Genomic DNA, 17,399 nt, shown 5'->3' on the forward strand with positions numbered 1-17,399 from the left:
GATCCCAGATGAGCACGCTCGCCAACCGCTGGATCGTCGGCCTGGACCTCCGTCCCACCGGGCAAGGTGCCCTCCGCTTCGCGCGGTGGCTGGCCGGGGCCAACAGGGAGGGCCAGCCCACGTTCGTGGGGGTGCACGTACTCGAAGAGGAGCACCTGCGAGCCGCGCTGCGCTACCACCACCTCGAGGAGCTCGTCACGGGAGCGCGCGAGCAGGCCGAGATGGTGGTCGAGAATGCGCTCGCGACCGACGTGGTGAAGGAGCTCCACGTGGTGCAGGGGCTGCACGCCGAGCAGAGCCTCGAGGCCGCCCGCGTCTATCATCACGCCGAGGGGCTCGTGGTGGGGCGGCAAGCGCCGCGCGAGGGCCATCACCTGCTGCGGCTGGGCAAGGTGGCGCGCCGGCTGCTGCGGCGCCTCGACGGGCCGGTGGTGGTGGTCCCCCCCGACTGGGAGCCCGAAGCGGTGCTCGACGAGGCACCGATCGTGTGCGCCACCAACCTCGGCGACGCTGCGGTGCCGGCGGCTCGCTATGGGGCGGAGCTGGCGATGCGTCTGGGTCGTACGTTCGTGTTGGTTCACGCCGTGCCGGTGCCCGAGGACTACGGGGCGCACTACATTCCTGCGGCCACTCGACAGAAGATCGCCGGCGAGCGACAGGCCGATGGCGAGCGCGAGCTGGCGAGCTGGGTCGGTGAGCTCGGCATCACGGGCGCCCAGCAGCAGGTACGCCAGGGGCACGTGACGGAGCAGGTGCTCGCGGTGGCGCGCGAGACCAAGGCCGCGATGATCATCACGGGCTCGCGACGCCTGTCGTCGATGGAGCGCTTGCTCCTGACCAGCGTGGGCAGCGAGCTGGCCGCGACCTCACCCTGTCCGGTCGCGGTGGTGCCCCCGCCGCGCTGAGGCTACACCTGCCCCAGTACCTCGCCCTGCTCGTCGGGGGTGAGCTTGGCCTCGGGAAGGCTGCGGTAGAGGCTGCCCATGTCTCGGCGCGGCCCGTCGGCGTCGTGGGGATCGTGCGGGATGTCGAGCGTGTGCGCGGGCGGCTTGATGAACTCGGCGTCGATGGCAATGACCAGGCGACCGGTGCAGGTGCAGGGGTTTTGCGGGTCGACGTGGGCGCAGCGCGGGGTGAGATAGTCCTCGATGCGCTTGCGGGCCCGGGTCAGGCGCACTCGATAGGCGCTCTCCTTGATGCCCAATAGCTCCGAGGCGTCGGCGGGCGAGTAGCCCAGCAGATCGGTCAGCACGAAGGACACCCGAACCCCGGGCGGCAGGCAGCACAGGGTGGCCGTGAGGCAGGTGCGCTTGAGCTCCCACAGCATCAGGTGCACGCGCTGGGGTGAGTTCTGCAGCGCGCCTCCGCTCAGATCGATGGGCCGCGTGATGTCGCTGCGCAGCATGTTGTCGAGGCCATCGAAGGAGAAGTCGGACTTGCGCCCGAGGTTCTCCTCCATGGTGCGAGCCATGAGGCCCAGCAGGGTGTCGGCGGGGTTGGAGGTGGCCAACACGGCCTCACCCTGCGCCTTGGCGTCGCGCACGAGCTGGTCGAGGTGGGCCCGCGCTTCCGGGCGCGAGCCGGACATGTGGAATGCGAACGCGTAGAGGCGCGGCAGCTCGTTGGAGATCAGCTCGCGAAGGGTGGATGGCTTGTCCGACATCGAGTCTCCGGGCGACGGGGAGGGGACGCGGGCCAGCTTGTCACGAACCGGGGGCCTGCGCCAAGGCTCGCGCCGGGCAGCATCGCCATCCATCGCCATCCATCGACTCCTATGCCGCGCCGGCAAGCAGCCGGGCCTCGAGGGCATCCCAGAACCTCGCCTGCATGGTGTCGCCGCCCGAGAGTCCCTGCAGGCGGTTGATCTCCTGCATCCCCGTCGGGCTCGTCACGTTGATTTCGGTTAGGTGTCCCCCGATCACGTCGATGCCCACGAAGAATTGGCCCGCTTCACGCAACATCGGGCCGACGGCGGAGCAAATCGCGCGATCTCGGTCGGTCAGCGGACTCGCCTCGGGGCGCCCGCCTGCATGGAAATTGTTGCGAAGCTCGCCCCTGGCGGGCACGCGGAGCACGGCTCCGATGGGCTCGCCCTCGACCAGGAGGATCCGCTTGTCGCCCTCGGCGGCGGCGGGCAGGTACTCCTGCGCGACCGTCCAGCGCGTGCCCTCGGCGGTGGCCAGCTCGAGCAGGCTGCCCAGGTTGGGATCGTCGGACCGCGCCAGCAGGATCTCGCGGCCGCCGAAGCCATAGACGGGCTTGACGATCATGCGCCCGCCGAGCCGCTCGAGGATCTCTCGCAGCTCGCTCGTATCGCGCGAGATGAAGGTCTTGGGCACCAGCTCGCCGAAGCGAAGGATGGAGAGCTTCTCGTTGAGCGTGCGCAGGCCCTGTGGGGCGTTGAGTACGAGCGTGCCGGCGTGGTCGAGGATCCACGTGGCGGTGACGTAGGCCTGGTCGACCGGAGGATCCTTGCGCATGAGCACGGCAGCGAACTCCGCGAGCGCTCGCGGGCGCGGCGGCTCGGCGTAGACCAGGCGCGGCGGATCTCCATCGACCAACGCCACCGGGGCCACGCGAGCGAGTGCCTCCTGCCCATGCATCCCGAGGCCCGAGAGGTTGGTGCCGAATGGGCGACGACCCCGGCGCAGCGCCTCGGTGATCATCACGAACGTGCTGTCGGCTCGGGGATTGAAGGTCTCCGGCGGGTCCATGATGAACAGGACGTCGTGCGGGTCGGTCATCGAACGGAAGGATAGCGAGACCTCGGGGCGCCCGAGGCATCCGACTCCAGGGCCGGCGGCAGCGGCCGAGGCCCGCGAGGATGGAAAACTTGGAGCCGTGCCGGGGGTCGCTCGATAATGTAGGTCGAGTGACTACACCATCGAGACCACCGGGCTCGAGAGAAGCGCAAATGACGCATAACGCTGTTCTCCAGCATTCGAACGGACTCGGGGGCCTCATGGCGCCGCCGTGGGCAAGGGTTCGCGAGGTCCAGCTCATTCGCCGAGAGATCCGCGAGACGCTCTCGCCGGGGGCGGTCCAGGTGCTGTTCGATCACGCCGAGCTCGTGGTCGAAGGCGGCGAGGAGCTGGGCGGGCGAGGGGCCAGCGACCGTCGAGTGTTCGCCACCGTCATGATCACGATCGACCTGGCCTGCTGCTCGGCCCGCTTCCGCGAGCCGGCCGACGAGGCGACCGCACGTCGGGTGGCGGAGCTGATGGAAGAGGATCTCCAGGTGCGGCACGAGCTACACTCGCTGGCCGCGCGCGAGCTGGCGCGGCTGTCCGGGTGCGAGCCGCACACCCTGGTCGTCTCGCTCGAGACCAGCGTGCGCGTCGAGGAAACGGCGGTGCTCGTCGACGTGGACGCCATGGCCACGCTGACCGGGAGACGGGAGTAGGATCCGATGGACGTGGCGGCCAAGGTTCCCCCTCCCCTTCGGTCGGTGACCGAGGACGACGGTGCCTACTCGGTGCGAGAGGTCTCGCGCCTGTTCGAGGTGCCCGAGCATCGCCTGCGCTACTGGTCGCAGACGGGCTTCTTGGTGCCGTCGGTTCGTCGCGGCGAGCGGAGGCTCTACAGCTTTCGCGATCTCATCGCGGTGAAGGTGGCCAAGGGCCTGCTCGACGGCGGCTTGCCGCTGCGTCGCGTGCGACGGCAGCTGGAGGCGCTGCGGACCACGCTGCCCAAGGTGGCGGCACCGCTGCACGACCTGCGGATCCGCTGCGAGCACGATCGCGTGGTGGTGGACGACGTGGCCCACCGCTTCGAGGCGAGCTCGGGTCAGCTCGTGCTCGACTTCGAGGTCTCGGCCCTGCGCGACGAGGCCGCGCAGGTGCTCGCGCTTCCGTGGGTCGACGGGGATGCTGCCGAGGAGGATGGGCCCCGCACCGCCTATGAATGGTTTCTGTACGGTCAGGAGCTCGAGGACGAGTGGGGCGGCGCTCCGGCCGACACCGAGGGGCTCACGCGTGCACGGGCGGCCTATGAAGCGGCGCTGGAGCTCGATCCGCGATTCGCGGCGGCGTGGACCAACCTGGGAGGGCTGCTGGCCGAGGCGGGCCTGCTCGAAGACGCCCAGGAGTGCTTCGAGGAGGCGCTGCGCAACGATCCCGAGCAGGGACCCGCGCGGCTCAACGTCGCCGCGCTCGCGCTGTGCCAGGGGCAGGCCGATCGTGCGATCGAGGAGTACCGCGAGCTGCTGCGTCGCGATCCGGACTGCTTCGAGGCACACTACGGGCTGGCCCGTGCGCTGCTCGAGCAGGGAGGCAAGGGCGAAGCGCTCGCGCACCTCGAGCGCTTTGGCCGGGCCGTGGACCGCCTGCCGGCCGACGAACGCGATCCCGAGCTCGAGGCGCGGCGCGATCAAGCCCTGGCGGTGATCGGCCGGCTGCGCCGCGAGCTTCGACGTTGACACCACCTGGGTGGCGAGCGCCTACTACGGGCCATGCATCGGTCGGTTGGACCCGCTCGTGGACCCGTCGTCGCGCTACGCTCGGGGGTCACGCTGCGCTCGGGGCTCGTGCTCGTGCTGCTCACCAGCGGCTGTGCTCTGTTCGGCTCGTTGTTCGGGGGCAATCAGGCCCAGCCGCAGCAGGGTAGCTCGGGGGGGAGCGGGAGCCAGGACGCCTCGGCCCAGCGGGAGGCCGAGCTCGCCAGGCAAGACGAGGCGCTCCAGGCCGAGATCCAGGCGCTGTGGAAGGAGATCGACACCGAGGGCGTCACGTCGGCCCGAGCGCTGGCGCTGACCGAGCTCACGGGCAAGGCGTTCGACTCGGGGGCGGTGCAGCGCGGGCGCGTCAACGGGGAAGGCTTGGCCAGCTCGACCATCTCCCACCTCGGAGATGCGATTGCGGCCGAGCCCGACGCGACGGCCTCGCTCGAGCTGGCGCGGGGGCACGTGCACACGTGGATCGGGCAGTACGACGAGGCGGTGGCCTGCTACGTCGCGTCGCTGCGAGCCGACCAGCAGCTGAGCACGTTCCTCGAGATGCTGCTGCTGCCGCACAGCCCCGCCGTGAATGCGGCGGTGCTGGAGGCGTGCCCCGAGCTGCGAGCGCAGGTCGATCCGTCGCAGGTGCCCGACTTCGTGGAGGCGTGCCTGGCCGCGGCCGGAGGCGACTCCAAGCGCCTCGAGTGGAAGGGCGTGAAGAAGGATCTCGTGGCTCACCGCACCGAGATGGATCGACGAGCCGAGGAGGAGCGCATCCGACAGGAGGAGGAGCGCATCCGGCAGGAAGAGGAGCGTCGCCGCGCCGAGGAGGAAGCCGCGGCGGCGGCGGCCCTGGCCGCCAAGCAGGCCCAGTACACCGTGGCCGCCGTGTTCGCGGCGGGCGACTGCAGCTTCGGCGATTGCATGCACAAGGGCTGGGAGATCCGCACCGACGAGGGCACGATCCGCGTGACCTGCAATTTCGGCGAGTGCCTGACCAAGGGCTGGGAGGCGCGCTTTCCCGACGGCGGCACGGCGCGGACGTCGTGCAACTTCGGTGAGTGCATGACCAAGGGCTGGGAGACGCGCTTTCCCGACGGAGAGACCGCGCGCACGTCGTGCAACTTCGGCGAGTGTGCGACCAAGGGCTGGGAGACGCGGCTGCCCGACGGCGGCACGGCGCGGACGTCGTGCAACTTCGGTGAGTGCTACACCAAGGGCTGGGAGACGCGGCTGCCCGACGGGGGCGGCGTGCGCTGCAGCTGCAACTTCGGCGACTGCCTGGGCAAGGGCACCTCGTGCGGCTGAGTCGCTGATGTCGTCGGAGGCCTCGGCTCGGCAGCACTGCCTGGCGCAGATGATCGAGCACCTCGGCCTCACTCGCCTGGGGCGCGAGCTGGGGCTGGCTCGTCTGCGCAGTCTCGACGACCTACGGGCCTCGCTGCCGATCCTCGATCGCGAGCGGCACGAGCGCGAGGTCGAGCAGCACCTCGGGTTCGGGCTGGTGGACTCGGGGGATGCCCAGGCGCGCGAGCTCTCCGGGGGTGGGCTCGAGCGCGACGCGGTGATCTCCACGTGGCAGGCGTTCTTGCGGCGTGGAGCCGTGCGCCGGGTGGCCCTGCTGCGTGGGCACAACGTCGACCCCATGGTCGACCGCATCGCGCGGGACGACGTGCGAGCGCTCGACGCCGAGGTGCTGCCGCTCGATCACGTGGACGACCCGGCGGCGGCGCTCGAGCGGCTGGGGGACTTCGATCCCGAGCTGATGCTGGTGCCCAGCGTGCTCACGCTGCGCTGGCTGGAGGCGGCGCACCGCGGCGCGCTCGAGCGGAGGCTGCGTTCGCTGCGGATGGTGCTGGCCGAGCACGACATGGGCCAGGAGGTGCGCAGCCGCGTTCGTGTGGCGGCGGCGGGTTGGATCCACCGCAGCGGTCGCCTGGGCCTGCCCACGCTTCGCCCTCCGCTCCATGCCCTCACCCTCGCCGTTGGCAGCCAGATCATCGAGCTGCTGCCCTATGGCAATCCCGAGGAGGACGCGCGCCGGGTCTATGCCAGCGAGACGGTGCTGCCCGAGCATGCGGTGATGGGTCAACGCTACGAGCTGGTGGTGTCCTCGCCGCTCGGCTTCCTCCGGCTGCGGACCGACGAGCACGTCCGCGTGGTGGGCTTCGATCCGCCCACCGACGCGGCTCCGTTCCCGCGCCCGCGCGTGGTCCGGCTGGCTCCCGCGCCGCCGGACGTGGCGCTCGAGGGGTGCACGGTGGCTGGCGCCTGGCTCACGGCGAGCATTCGCCAGGCGTTCCTGCGAGAGGACCCCGCGGTGGTCGCAGCCGAGATCGGCCCCGATCCTCGCAGCGTGCCGCGGGGGGTGACCGCGATGCAGACGGCCGCCAACATGCGCCTACCCGATGCGTTCAAGGACACCGAGCTGGGCTGGATGGCCCGAACGGGCTCGCAGCGCGTGGAGCGACACAAGCCACGCGCGTTGCTGGTGCGGGTCGAGGTGCAGGGCTACGTGGCCCCCGAGCTGACGGGCTTCTTGTCCAAGCGCATCGACTCGAGCCTGCGTCGGCACTCGCCGGCCTACGACTACCTGCGGCAGCGAGACGAGCTCCAGCCGCCGCGCGTGATGGTGCTGCCGGCCGGCACGCGGCGGTCGGAGGAAGACCGACGCATTCGTGAGTTGGTGGGGGGCGTGTGGGTCCCCGATGTACGCGTCGTGGGCATGTAGGACTTCTGCCGAAAGATCGCAGGTCTGACGATACCGCGATCTCCGCAGCCGCGGGTCGGGGGGCTCGGGCGATGCGTAGGCGTTGCTCGACGTGCGCGAATGTTGGCGAATTCGCACGAGCCGATGCACGATGCGCCCAGGCGGCCTAAACCAGGACTTGCCAGCACGAGATTGGCTCGCGTGGCCCGCCCCCTTCGCCATGACCCGCCCGTTTGGAGAGTATCGATTGCTGCGCCTGATGGGCGAGGGCGGCATGGCGCAGGTCTGGGCGGCGGAGCGTGACTCGGACGCCAAGGCCTGCGCGGTGAAGGTCGTCCATCCGTGCCACGCCGATGACCCGAGCTATCGCGAGATGTTCGAGCGCGAGGCTCGGCTGTCGCTGTCGCTGTCGGGACACGACAACGTGGTCTCTGCATTCGACGTGGGCGTGCACGAGGGGCGCGCCTACCTGGCGATGGAGCGGGTCGAGGGCATGACCCTGGCCGAGCTGGCTGGCCGGCTCGGTCGTCCGTGGGCGGTGGTCACCGCCGTGTCCGTGGTGGCCGGGGTGCTCCGGGCGTTGTGTCACATCCACGGGCACACCATCGAGGGCAAGTCGCACGCAATCGTGCATCGCGACGTCACGCCACAGAACGTGATGATCAGCGCGCGAGGCGAGGTCAAGCTGATGGACTTCGGCATCGCGCAGCGGGCCGATGCCGAGCCATGCCTCGGCGGTGCGCTGGGCAAGCTCGCCTATGTTCCGCGCGAGCAGGTCGAAGGCGATCCCGATCAGCGGGCCGATCTCTTCGCGGCGGGTGCCATCTTGTTCGAACTGCTCGACGGTCGGCGCTTTCGCTGGCACTGCGCCGACGAGGACGCGTTCTTCCTCGAGATCTACCGCAATCGCGTGCCCAACCTGCGGCGCAAGGACGTCCCGGCCGAGGTCGTCGAGGTGCTGCGGGGGCTCTTGCAGCCCGACCGCGTGCATCGCATCGCCGGTGCGGCCGAGGCCCTGCGCATGCTCGAGTCGTGGTCTGGATTTCGCGGGGCGGTCTCGGAGCTCGAGGGGCTCTACGCAGAGGCCGTCGCGAGGGCCGAGGTCGCGGAGAGCGTCGAGGTCGCGGCGAGGGCCGAGGTCGCGGCGAGGGCCGAGGCCCGACCACGGCGCCAGAGCGGCCCGCGTCCGGGGCGGCGGCCGTGGGACGACAGCCACCCATCGGCCGATGCCGACGGACCGAGTCCCCGCCATCGTCGACCGAGCAATCGATCTCCCTGGGAGGCCACTGCACCAGCGTCTGGGGCACCCGACGGAGATCAGGAGGGCTTGGCTCATCGTCGCCGTCGCACCGTGTCCGTGCCCGTTTGGGCCGACCATACGCGCGACGAGGGTGACGGCCGCGATGGAATCTGCGAAGACGTGCCGATCGTGCCGGTCACCGACGAGATCCCCGCGCCCCACGAGCTGGCCACGCGGCTCCTGCCCATGGCAGAGCGCAACCTTCGAATCGCCGACGAGCCGATGGAGCGGCTGGTCACGCGTCGTCATCCCGCCGCGCTCGCCGAGCGCGACGTACCGTCATCGCGGAATTCCTCGGAGATCGCGGTCACCAAGCCCACGCCCTCGCGGCGCGCACCGTGGGCGTCGGGGACCGATCCGATCGCCAAGCGCATGATGCAGCCCGAGCCGGGCGCTCCCGTCCCGCGGCGTCGGGTGGGCAGCGATGGCATCCCGATCGATCGTACCGGTTCGGTCTCGCCGCGTGCACGGGAGAGCGCCTCGATGCATCGGGCGGCGGCCCGCCCCGCGGCGCCCGGGGTCGTGACGGGGGAGATCGTCGCCGATGATGGGCTCGACATCGTCGGCAAGCCGGTGTGGCGCGTAGGCTCGCAGTGAGGCCAGCGAGCCGCGAGGGATCGAGGTCACTGGGTCGAGGCGGGGTCGGGTACGGGGGCCGCGGGTGGCTGCGGATCGCGGGGCGGTAGCACCAGCTCGTCTCGCAGCCCGCTCGACACGCGCAGCTCGTCGTCCTGGGTGACGATCACGACCTCGAGACCTTCGTGGGCTTCCACGTAGGCGAGGCCATCCTCGACGCCCATCACCGCCACGGCCGTGCAGTAGGCGTCGGCGTCGGTGGCCGTGCTCGCCACCAGGGTCACGCTCTTGGGGCTGCGATCGGCCGGTACCGGCCAGCCCGTGCGCGGGTCGAGGATGTGCGCGTAGCGCTTGCCTTCGAACTCGAGGTAGCGCTGATAGTCGCCCGACGTCACCACGGCGCGATCGCGGCTGGGAAGGATGCCCACCACTCCGGGTGCATCGGGGCGCTGGATGCCGACCATCCAGGGCTTGCCCTCCTTGGCGCCGGCGGCGTAGGTGTCTCCGCCGACCTCCACCACGTGGTTTGGAAAGCCCATCGTGGTGAGCAGGGCCGAGGCCTCGTCGGCCGCGAAGCCCTTGCCGATCGCGCCGAGACCCAGACGCATGCCGGGCTTGGCCAGCCGCCCCGTGCCGCTCTTCTCGTCGAGCTCGAGCTGCTGCCAGCCCACGAGCGGGAGCTTGGCGGCGATGGCCTCGGGGGAGGGCGGCTGCGCCCCCGGCTGGAAGTGCCAGAGCTGGCCCACGCCGTGGAAGGTGGGATCGAACGCACCGTTGGTGTCCTCGGCGATCCGGCGGCTGTGTAGCAGCACCCGCATCAGCTCGGGGCTGAGCTTGCGCGGGTCGTTGCCCGCGGCGTCGCTCAGGCGCGACAGCTCGCTGTCGGGCTGCCACTCGCTCATGATCTGCTCGAGCCGCGCCATCTCGCCGAAGGCCTCGCGGATGGCGTTGCCGGCGGCGACGGGATCGGCCTGGTCGGGGGGACCCGCCCAGACGTTGATGGACACGCGCGTGCCCATCAGCTCCGCTTCGGCAAAGACGGTGCCGTCCTTGCGCAGCGGAGGACCATCGTCGCGAGGGTCGACGGTCTCGGTCGGCTTGGACTGGGTCGGCTTGGACTGGGTCGGCTTGGACTCGGTCCTGGGGGCAGACGAGGATGGCACGGCGTCGTGGCTCGGCTCGCCGCAGGCGAGCAGCAGCGCCATGCCGATCCCCAGGGGGATCGTCGCTGTGATCGCGCGGTGGAGCCGACGGGCGGTGGTCATCGCTTGCCACCCCGTCGCCCCCGAGGCGGTGGTGGCGGCGGGATCGAGGGCGGGGGCGGAAGCAGCGACTTGATCCGCTTGAGCGTCTCTCCCGGGCGGCGGATGTCCTCCTCGGGCACGACTTCCTCGAGCTCGAGATCGTCGAGCACGGTGGCTTCGTTGCGTGGCCCGGCGTACTCGAGCACCTGATCGAGCAAGGCATCGAGCGAGGCCTCTTCGTCGGCGGTGCTCGGGGGTTGCTCGAGCAGGGCGAAGATCGCTTCGTCCTCGGCGCTCATCACCGCCGACGACGAGGCCGAGGGCGCGGGGGCAGCCGGGGCATCGGCGTCCATGGCGGCGTCGTCGTCGTCATCGTCGTCGTCGTCGTCGTCGTCGATGTCGATGTCGATGTCGATGTCGGCCTCGCCGCGCTCGGACTGTCCGAACAATGCCTCGAGGTGCGGGTAGCGCTTCCAGTGCTCGCGTGCGATCGCGGGGACGCGAGTGGTGGTCGACCCGGTCGGCGGCACCTGGATGTGCAAGAGGCCCAGCACCACGGTCACCGAGAACACCCCGTCGGCGTGGTAGGCATCGATCGCCTCCTTGAGCTTCCAAAACAGCTCTTGCGGCTTCTCGTGCGCCCCGAGGATCGCCTTCCACAGGCGCAGCGGGCCGTGCTCGATGACCGGAGAGAACAGGAACTCGCGGCCGCTGGCGAACAGCAGCGAGGCACGCTCTTGCTCGATGACGAAGTTCGCGGGTGCCACCCCCAGGTTGGTGACGGCTCGTGCGAGCTCGGGGCCGGTGGGGCGCAGGCGGGACAGGTGGCGCAGGCGCCGGTCGGCGTCGCGGAGCGAGGCGTCGAGCAGCACGAGGCGGAAGAGATCCTCGACCTCGGCCCAGGTGCCGGCCAGGGGCAGGGTGGCCAGCACCTGGCCGCCGGGCTTGGTGACCCGCACCAGCTCGCGCAGCGATTCCTCGAAGCCCTGCACGTCGCCGAGCACGAGGTTGGCGGTCACGAGATCGTAGGTGCCCGTGCCCATGCCGGTGACGTCGGCCAGGGCGCCGTCCTTGAGATACACGCGGCCCTTCCACTCGGGTCGCATGCGGGCCTTGGCGAGATTGCGCAGGGCGCCGTCGGGCTCGAGGGCCAGCACGCGGGCGCCGCTGCCGAGGCGCTCGAGCAGTTCGAAGGTGGTGCGGCCCGGGCCGCAGTGCACGTCGAGCGCGAAGGCGTCGGCGCCCCGGGGCAGCCGGCGGTAGATCATGCGGGCGAAGCGGTCGTGCCACATGGGCGCGACCTCGCGATCGACGGCGCGAGCAAAGCGATGCTCACGCTGCGACTTTGCGGCCGACGGTCCCGACGGTGGAGGAGTGGTGGCCACGCGGTGGTCGGTCGGAAAGAGGAGCCGGGGGCGAGGGCCGACTAGCCGCGGTCGGGCACCATGATGACGCCGAGCTCGAACTCGACGTTGCCGTCGGCGGTGACGTCGGTGCAGTCGGCTTCGTCGTCGGAGAAGCAGTAGCCCACGTTGACGCTCAGGACCCACGGGCGGTCGCGGAACTGCTCGGTCTGAGGCCCGCCCGCGAGGCGCAGCTCGTGGAAGAAGCCGATCGGCTGCATCATGGCGTCGCGCACCAGGCCGTCGGGCGACAGCGAGAAGGTGTCGAGGCCGACGTCGGGCTCGCCCGCGGCGTAGGTTCGGGAGAACTTGTAGTTGAAGTTGCAGACGGCGCCGCAGACCCCGGGCGAGGTGATCTCGTAGCGGGGGTCGCCGTCGACGCCCACGGAGTAGTCGGCGGCGGGGTCGTAGAGCACGCTGATGGGATCGAGCGTGGCGTCGGCGATGCCGCTGTGGGTGCCCAGGATGTCGTAGTCCTGGGAGACCTCGTTGGTCACGCAGTAGGGCACGAAGACCTCGACGCCGGACTGCATGCCGCGCATGGTGAACACGAAGGTGCCGTGCCGGTCCTCGTGGGTCGCTGGGTTGGGGTCGTCGGCGGTGGGGGTGCGGTTGGTGATGGAGCCGGTGAGCGTGCAGGCCTCGGGATCGACCTCGATGCCGTCGGGCTTGCGCCCGTTGCCGCTGCCGCCTCGGTGATCGCAGGTGATGGGGGTGCCGTCGCCCGTGCCGTCGACCACCAGGTCGAGCAGGCTCTCGCCGGTGCGCAGGCAGAACGGCGGGCTGAGCTCCAGGGGGGCGGTGAGGCGGGGCCGTACCTGCAAGGTGCAGGTGCCGGTGGCGTTGTAGCCGGCGGGATCGTCGACGTCCTCGATGGTGACGTCGAAGGTGTAGGCGCCCGGCTCGACGCCCACCACGCCCGAGATCTCGCCGGTGCTCTCGTCGATGGCGAGCCCGGCGGGGAGCTCGGTGGAGCCGTAGCGGTAGGTGACGTCCTCGAGCTGGCCGGTGATGGTGGGGGTCTGCGCGTACTGGGCCCCCTCGGCGGTGATGGGGAGGTTGGCGCAGTCGACCGCGAGCTCGTTGTCGGGGGGCGGCGGCTCGAGGACCTCGTAGTTGTAGGGTGCGGGCAGGTCGCTGGTGCATCCCACGGTGAGGGCCATCATCGCGGACGGCAGCACGAGCAACACGGGGGTCGAAGCGAGCAGGTCGGGCAGACGCATGACGAAGCTCCGGTCACGGCCAGGAGGGCCGGGGGCGGGGTCCTGGGCCAATCCTATCCCAATCCCGGGCCAATCCCAGGCCAATCCCATTTTCTTGGGTAGGTGCGCTCATCCCACCACCGCGATCTCCACCGCCTGGGGCTCCTTGGGGATGGCCGCGGTGAGGACCTCGGGGTTGGTGGTCGTGCAGAGCACATCGTCCTCGATGCGGATGCCCCGAACGTCGGAGAAGCGCTCGAGGCGGGCTGGATCGAAGGTTCCGTCGGCCACGAAGGGCCCGACCAGGGCCTGCCGCTGCAGGATGGCCGGGACGAGGTAGATCCCCGGCTCGATGGTCACCACCATGCCCGGGGCCAGATCGCGGTCGAGCCGCAGGTAGCCCAGGCCGAACTGCTCGCTGCGGGCGCGGCCGGGGGCGTAGCCGGCCCGGTCGCCCAGATCCTCCATGTCGTGGACGTCGAGGCCGAGCAGGTGGCCGACGCCATGGGGGAAGAAGAGCGCATGGGCGCCGCGCTCGACGAGGGCGTGTGGATCGCCGCGCAGCAGGCCCTCGTCGACCAGGCCGCGGGCGAGGGTGAGGGCGGCGGCGAGGTGGACGTCGCGGTAGCGGACGCCGGGGCGCACCATCGCGATGGCGTCGAGCTGGGACTGCAGCACGATGTCGTAGAGGGCGCGCTGGGTGGGGGAGAACTTGCCGCTCACGGGCCAGGTGCGGGTCACGTCGTTGGCCCAGCCCTCGAGCTCGCCGCCGAGATCGGCGAGCAGCAGGTCGTGCTCGCGCAGCTCGTTGCCGTAGGTGGTGGCGTGGAGGATCTCGCCGTGCACGGTCACGATGCTGCCGTAGGCGGTGGTCATGTCGCGGGCCAGCAGCTCGCGCTCCATGGCCGCGCGCACCTCGTGCTCGAAGCGACCGGGTCGGCTGGCGGCCATGCCGGCGAGGTGAGCGGCGGTGGTGCCGTGCACGGCGCGGCGGATGAGCTCGAGCGCGCCCTCGTCGTGTCGAAGGCGCAGCGCGATCATGGCGTCGGCCAGGCCGAGGTCGACCGGATCGAGACCGTCCACGCCGGGGGTGCGGTCGCCGGGCCAGGCACGACCGAGCAGGCGGCACTGATCGAAGCGGGTGATGGGATCGGCCGAGGGGAGGGTGGCCATGCTCGCGCCACCGCCCGCGGCAGCGATGGCCGCGGGCAGCTCCTGCCGCGAGCGCACGGCGTCGACGCCCGTGGCCCGGGTCACGTGCTCGGGGCCGGGGGTGGGGCCGTGCCACAGGGGATCGTCGTCGTCCTTGGGGGGGACGAACAGCTCGGTCCGGCCGCCGTGGATCAGCAGCGCGGCTTCTGGAATGGCGGCGCCGGCCAGGTAGAGGAAGTGGCTGTCGGCGCGAAAGGGAAACACGTTGGCCGGGTAGTTGCGCGCGCGCTGGCTCCCGGAGAACAGCAGGGCAGGGGTGTCGCCGAGGGCCGCCGCGAGGGCGGTGCGGCGGCGGCCGAACACGGAGGCGGGCTGGCTGGGGAGCTGCGCGGACATCGTGGTTCTTTAACCACAGTCGAGCGGCGGTGGCGAGCGGCGGCCGGGCGTCGCCGGCATCCGCGTTCTTGGCGGGGGCCGTGGGGTTGATACCCTCGCGCCAATGAGCGACCCCGACGGCGCTCGGCCGCGCTCGGCCCCGGCGATCGCATCGCCGATCATCGCCCCCGATCGACGGTTCTTGCTGGTGCTCGTGGTGCTGGCGCTGCTCACCCGCTTGATCTGGGTGCTGTGGGTGCATCCGCCCGGCGACTACGTGTTCAGCGACATGAAGAAGTACGTGGAGCGGGCGCAGGACCTGGCGGTGCACGGGTGGCACCCCGAGCGCACGCTGGCGTGGCAGGCCTGGGGCACGCACTACCTGCTGGCGATCCCCTTGCGGCTGTTCGGGCCCGATGCGCTGGTCGCCGGCGCGGTGACGTGGGGCCTGATGGGGGCGGCGGCGGTGCCGGCCGGATACCTCTTGTCGTGTCGGGTGAGCACGTGGGCGTGGATGCCCAAGGTGGTGGGCGTGGCGCTGTTGCTGTGGTGGCCGAGCCTGTCCAACGGCGGCTACTTCCTGTCGGAGGCGCCGTTCCTGTGCTTTCAGCTGTGGTCGACGCTGGGCCTGGTGGTGGTGCTGCAGGAGGGCCGTCGACCGCTGCTGGCCGGGCTGGCCTCGGCGGTGGCGTTCGCGGTGCGGCCGCAGTCGGCGATGTTCTTCGTGCTGGTGCTGGTGACGTGGGCGGTGAATCGCAAGCGGCTGCCGCGGGTGGGCTGGCGCCAGCTGGTCCTGGTGGCGCTGCCGTTGCTGCTGATGCTGGGCTACAGCACGTGGCGATTCCACTATCACACGGGTCGGTGGGCGGGCGTGGCCGAGAACGCCAACATGAACCTCACCGCGGGACGCTGCCACAACATCGTGACGCAGGCGTTTCCCACCGAGCACGCGATGCGTCGCAGCGAGCGCGATCGCAACACCCGCAACGGCCGGCGCGTGAGCCTGCCTGCGTTTCGGGTGCTGGCGGCCAGCGTGCCGCCGTCGCACCCGCTGGCGCTGCGGCCCGCGATGGGCGGGGAGACGATCCGCATGGTGGGCTACATCGGGGATGCGGAGCCGCATCGCGAGCTGCGGGCGGAGTGCTACCGGCGGACGGGCGTGCTCGAGCAGCTGCGCTACAGCGTGGTCAATGCGAGCCTGCTGTGGTTCGTGGGCCATCAGTGGCCCGAGCAGAGCAAGAACGGGCGCTGGCTGCAGCCGCCGGCCGAGGGGTTCAAGTACCTGTTCCAGGTGGTGGTGTGGTTTCCGTCGCTCCTGGGGCTGGGCGCGGGGCTGTGGTGGATCCGTCGGCGACCGGGGCTCACGTTCTGCGCGTGGCAGCTGATGACGTCGATCACGGTGGCGGCGATCTTCTTCGGGACGATCCGGCTGCGCACGCCCTACGATCCGTATGCGATCATCCTGGCCCTGGAGGGGTGGGTGCTGCTCGGGATCGCATGGGCGCGCTGGCGCGCGCGCAAGCGGCCGCACCACACGAGTGCGAGTGCGAGCGAGAACGCGAGCGCGAGCGGCTGAGATATACTGCGGGGCCGTGTCGGAGGAGCGCTTGGGGGTGGGGTTGGGCTGGCGGCGCGAGCTGGCGGCCGACCTGCTCGCGAGCCCCGAGGTCGTCGACTTCGTGGAGGTGGTGGCCGAGTCGTGCTACGTGCAGGCGAAGCTGCGGCGCGAGGCGGTGGCGCTGTCGCGGCTGTGGCCGGTGGCGCTGCACGGGGTCAAGCTGTCGCTGGGCAGCGCCGAGGGGCTCGATGACGAGCGTGCGCGGCAGCTCGGCGCGTTGGCCCGCGAGCTGCGGCCGCCGGTGATCTCGGAGCACGTGGCGTTCACCCGCGGGCGCTCGCGCGAGATCGGTCACCTGACCCCGCTGCCCCGCACGCGCGAGGCGGTGGCGGTGGTGGCTCGCAACGTGGCACGGGCCCGGCGGTTCCTCCCCGACGTACCGCTGCTGCTGGAGAACGTGGCGGCCACGTTCGGGTGGCCCGACGACGAGATGGACGAGGCCTCGTTCTACCAGGAGGTGGTGGCCGCGACCGACTGCGCGCTGCTGCTCGATCTCGGCAACCTCTGGGCCAACGCGATCAACGAGGGACTCGATCCCCACGAGGTGCTGCGGCGGATGCCGCTCGAGCGGGTGGCGATGGTGCACCTGGCAGGGGGAGAGTGGGACCACGGGTTCTATCTCGATACTCACGCGGCGCCCGTGGGTGAGCCGGTGCTGGGGCTCCTGGGCGCGCTGACCCGCTGGCGGGGGCCGGTGCCGGTGCTGCTCGAGCGCGACGCGGGGTTCGGGCCGTTCGAGGCGCTGCGCGGGGAGCTCGAGCGGATCCGCGAGGTCGTGGCCACCGACGAGCGCGAGACCTGGGATCGGGCTCCGTGGTCGCCGAGCCCGGAGGTGGCGCGCGGTGGACGAGCCCCCGCATGGGAGCGGCTCGCCGACGAGCAGCACGCGCTGGCGCAGGCCCTGACCGCGCTCGACGAGCCGTCGCCGGAGATGGTGGGGCGCTTTGGCGCCGAGCCGCTGCGGCGCACCCGGGCCGTGCTGGCGCGCAAGCGCGTGGACGACTCGCTGCCGCTGCTCCCCCGCACTGCGGCGAAAGGCGAGCCGGCGCGCTCGCTGGCGATGGCGGCGGTCGAGCGCGAGCCACGGGCTCCGCAGCGGGCGGCCATCGCCGATGCACTGCGGATCGCGGCCGCGGCTGCGGTCGATCCGGTGCTGTCTGCGGCGGGGCGCGTGGACCAGCTGATCTTGCGGGCGCGGTTCGTGGGTCCCGATCGCAACGGTGTGGTGCGGCCGCGCCGGGGGCCGTTCGTGGGACGGGCGCGCGTGGACGAGCGTCGTGCCTGCTGGGTGGTCAAGGGTCCTGGATCGGCCGCCGCGGTGCGCCTGTTCGAGCGGGGCGGGCCGTGAGCCGGCCCCGGGCCGTGTTCGCATCCGCAGCGGACG

The 17,399-nt window shown here is 71.2% G+C and carries 14 protein-coding genes; 8 read left to right on the top strand and 6 right to left on the bottom strand.

The window, feature by feature from the left end:
• The first annotated feature begins 8 nt into the window (after positions 1–8).
• A complete protein-coding gene (locus tag OEB96_RS38490) occupies positions 9–905 on the top strand; it encodes a universal stress protein (RefSeq protein ID WP_266221885.1) in 897 nt (298 codons plus the stop codon).
• A 2-nt stretch (positions 906–907) separates the two neighbouring features.
• Here the strand turns inward: OEB96_RS38490 and OEB96_RS38495 are convergent, their stop codons facing one another.
• The gene (locus OEB96_RS38495; RefSeq protein WP_266221886.1) at positions 908–1,663 is read right to left on the bottom strand and encodes an RNA polymerase sigma factor; all 756 of its coding nucleotides are present in this window, start codon (positions 1,661–1,663) and stop codon (positions 908–910) included.
• A 109-nt stretch (positions 1,664–1,772) separates the two neighbouring features.
• Positions 1,773–2,744 (bottom strand): glutathione synthase, encoded by a 972-nt coding sequence (gene gshB, locus OEB96_RS38500; RefSeq protein WP_266221887.1) that lies wholly within the window; start codon positions 2,742–2,744, stop codon positions 1,773–1,775.
• A 218-nt stretch (positions 2,745–2,962) separates the two neighbouring features.
• Between gshB and OEB96_RS38505 the strand changes: the two genes are divergently transcribed.
• The 5 genes from OEB96_RS38505 (at position 2,963) to OEB96_RS38525 (ending at position 9,042) form a co-directional block, all read left to right on the top strand.
• On the top strand, positions 2,963–3,403 hold the full coding sequence (locus tag OEB96_RS38505) for a hypothetical protein (protein WP_266221888.1): 441 nt from the start codon (positions 2,963–2,965) through the stop codon (positions 3,401–3,403).
• Positions 3,404–3,409: 6 nt separating this feature from the next.
• Complete coding sequence (locus OEB96_RS38510; RefSeq protein ID WP_266221889.1) at positions 3,410–4,417, top strand: tetratricopeptide repeat protein; 1,008 nt, start codon at positions 3,410–3,412, stop codon at positions 4,415–4,417.
• A 33-nt stretch (positions 4,418–4,450) separates the two neighbouring features.
• Positions 4,451–5,743: a hypothetical protein gene (locus OEB96_RS38515; protein WP_266221890.1), complete on the top strand. Its 1,293-nt coding sequence runs from the start codon at positions 4,451–4,453 to the stop codon at positions 5,741–5,743.
• Between the two features lie 7 nt (positions 5,744–5,750).
• On the top strand, positions 5,751–7,166 hold the full coding sequence (locus tag OEB96_RS38520; protein ID WP_266221891.1) for a GH3 domain-containing protein: 1,416 nt from the start codon (positions 5,751–5,753) through the stop codon (positions 7,164–7,166).
• Positions 7,167–7,365: 199 nt separating this feature from the next.
• Complete coding sequence (locus tag OEB96_RS38525; protein ID WP_266221892.1) at positions 7,366–9,042, top strand: serine/threonine-protein kinase; 1,677 nt, start codon at positions 7,366–7,368, stop codon at positions 9,040–9,042.
• 26 nt (positions 9,043–9,068) lie between these two features.
• Here the strand turns inward: OEB96_RS38525 and OEB96_RS38530 are convergent, their stop codons facing one another.
• From OEB96_RS38530 to OEB96_RS38545, 4 genes are all read right to left on the bottom strand, one after another.
• Positions 9,069–10,286, bottom strand: a complete 1,218-nt coding sequence (locus OEB96_RS38530; protein WP_266221893.1) for an FAD:protein FMN transferase — start codon at positions 10,284–10,286, stop codon at positions 9,069–9,071.
• On the bottom strand, positions 10,283–11,557 hold the full coding sequence (locus OEB96_RS38535) for a class I SAM-dependent methyltransferase (RefSeq protein ID WP_266221894.1): 1,275 nt from the start codon (positions 11,555–11,557) through the stop codon (positions 10,283–10,285). Before OEB96_RS38535 ends, OEB96_RS38530 begins: the two co-directional genes overlap by 4 nt.
• A gap of 134 nt (positions 11,558–11,691) precedes the next feature.
• On the bottom strand, positions 11,692–12,891 hold the full coding sequence (locus tag OEB96_RS38540) for an Ig domain-containing protein (protein ID WP_266221895.1): 1,200 nt from the start codon (positions 12,889–12,891) through the stop codon (positions 11,692–11,694).
• A 108-nt stretch (positions 12,892–12,999) separates the two neighbouring features.
• Complete coding sequence (locus OEB96_RS38545; RefSeq protein WP_266221896.1) at positions 13,000–14,418, bottom strand: aminopeptidase P family protein; 1,419 nt, start codon at positions 14,416–14,418, stop codon at positions 13,000–13,002.
• A 103-nt stretch (positions 14,419–14,521) separates the two neighbouring features.
• Here OEB96_RS38545 and OEB96_RS38550 point away from each other — a divergent pair, with 103 nt between their 5' ends.
• Entirely contained in the window at positions 14,522–15,973 is a 1,452-nt protein-coding gene (locus OEB96_RS38550) for a hypothetical protein (protein ID WP_266221897.1), read from the top strand.
• A gap of 16 nt (positions 15,974–15,989) precedes the next feature.
• Positions 15,990–17,363 (top strand): DUF692 domain-containing protein, encoded by a 1,374-nt coding sequence (locus OEB96_RS38555; RefSeq protein ID WP_266221898.1) that lies wholly within the window; start codon positions 15,990–15,992, stop codon positions 17,361–17,363.
• The last annotated feature ends 36 nt before the right edge of the window (positions 17,364–17,399 follow it).

It is taken from the genome of Paraliomyxa miuraensis, from assembly GCF_026337845.1.
GTDB classification, from domain to species: domain Bacteria; phylum Myxococcota_A; class Polyangia; order Nannocystales; family Nannocystaceae; genus Paraliomyxa; species Paraliomyxa miuraensis.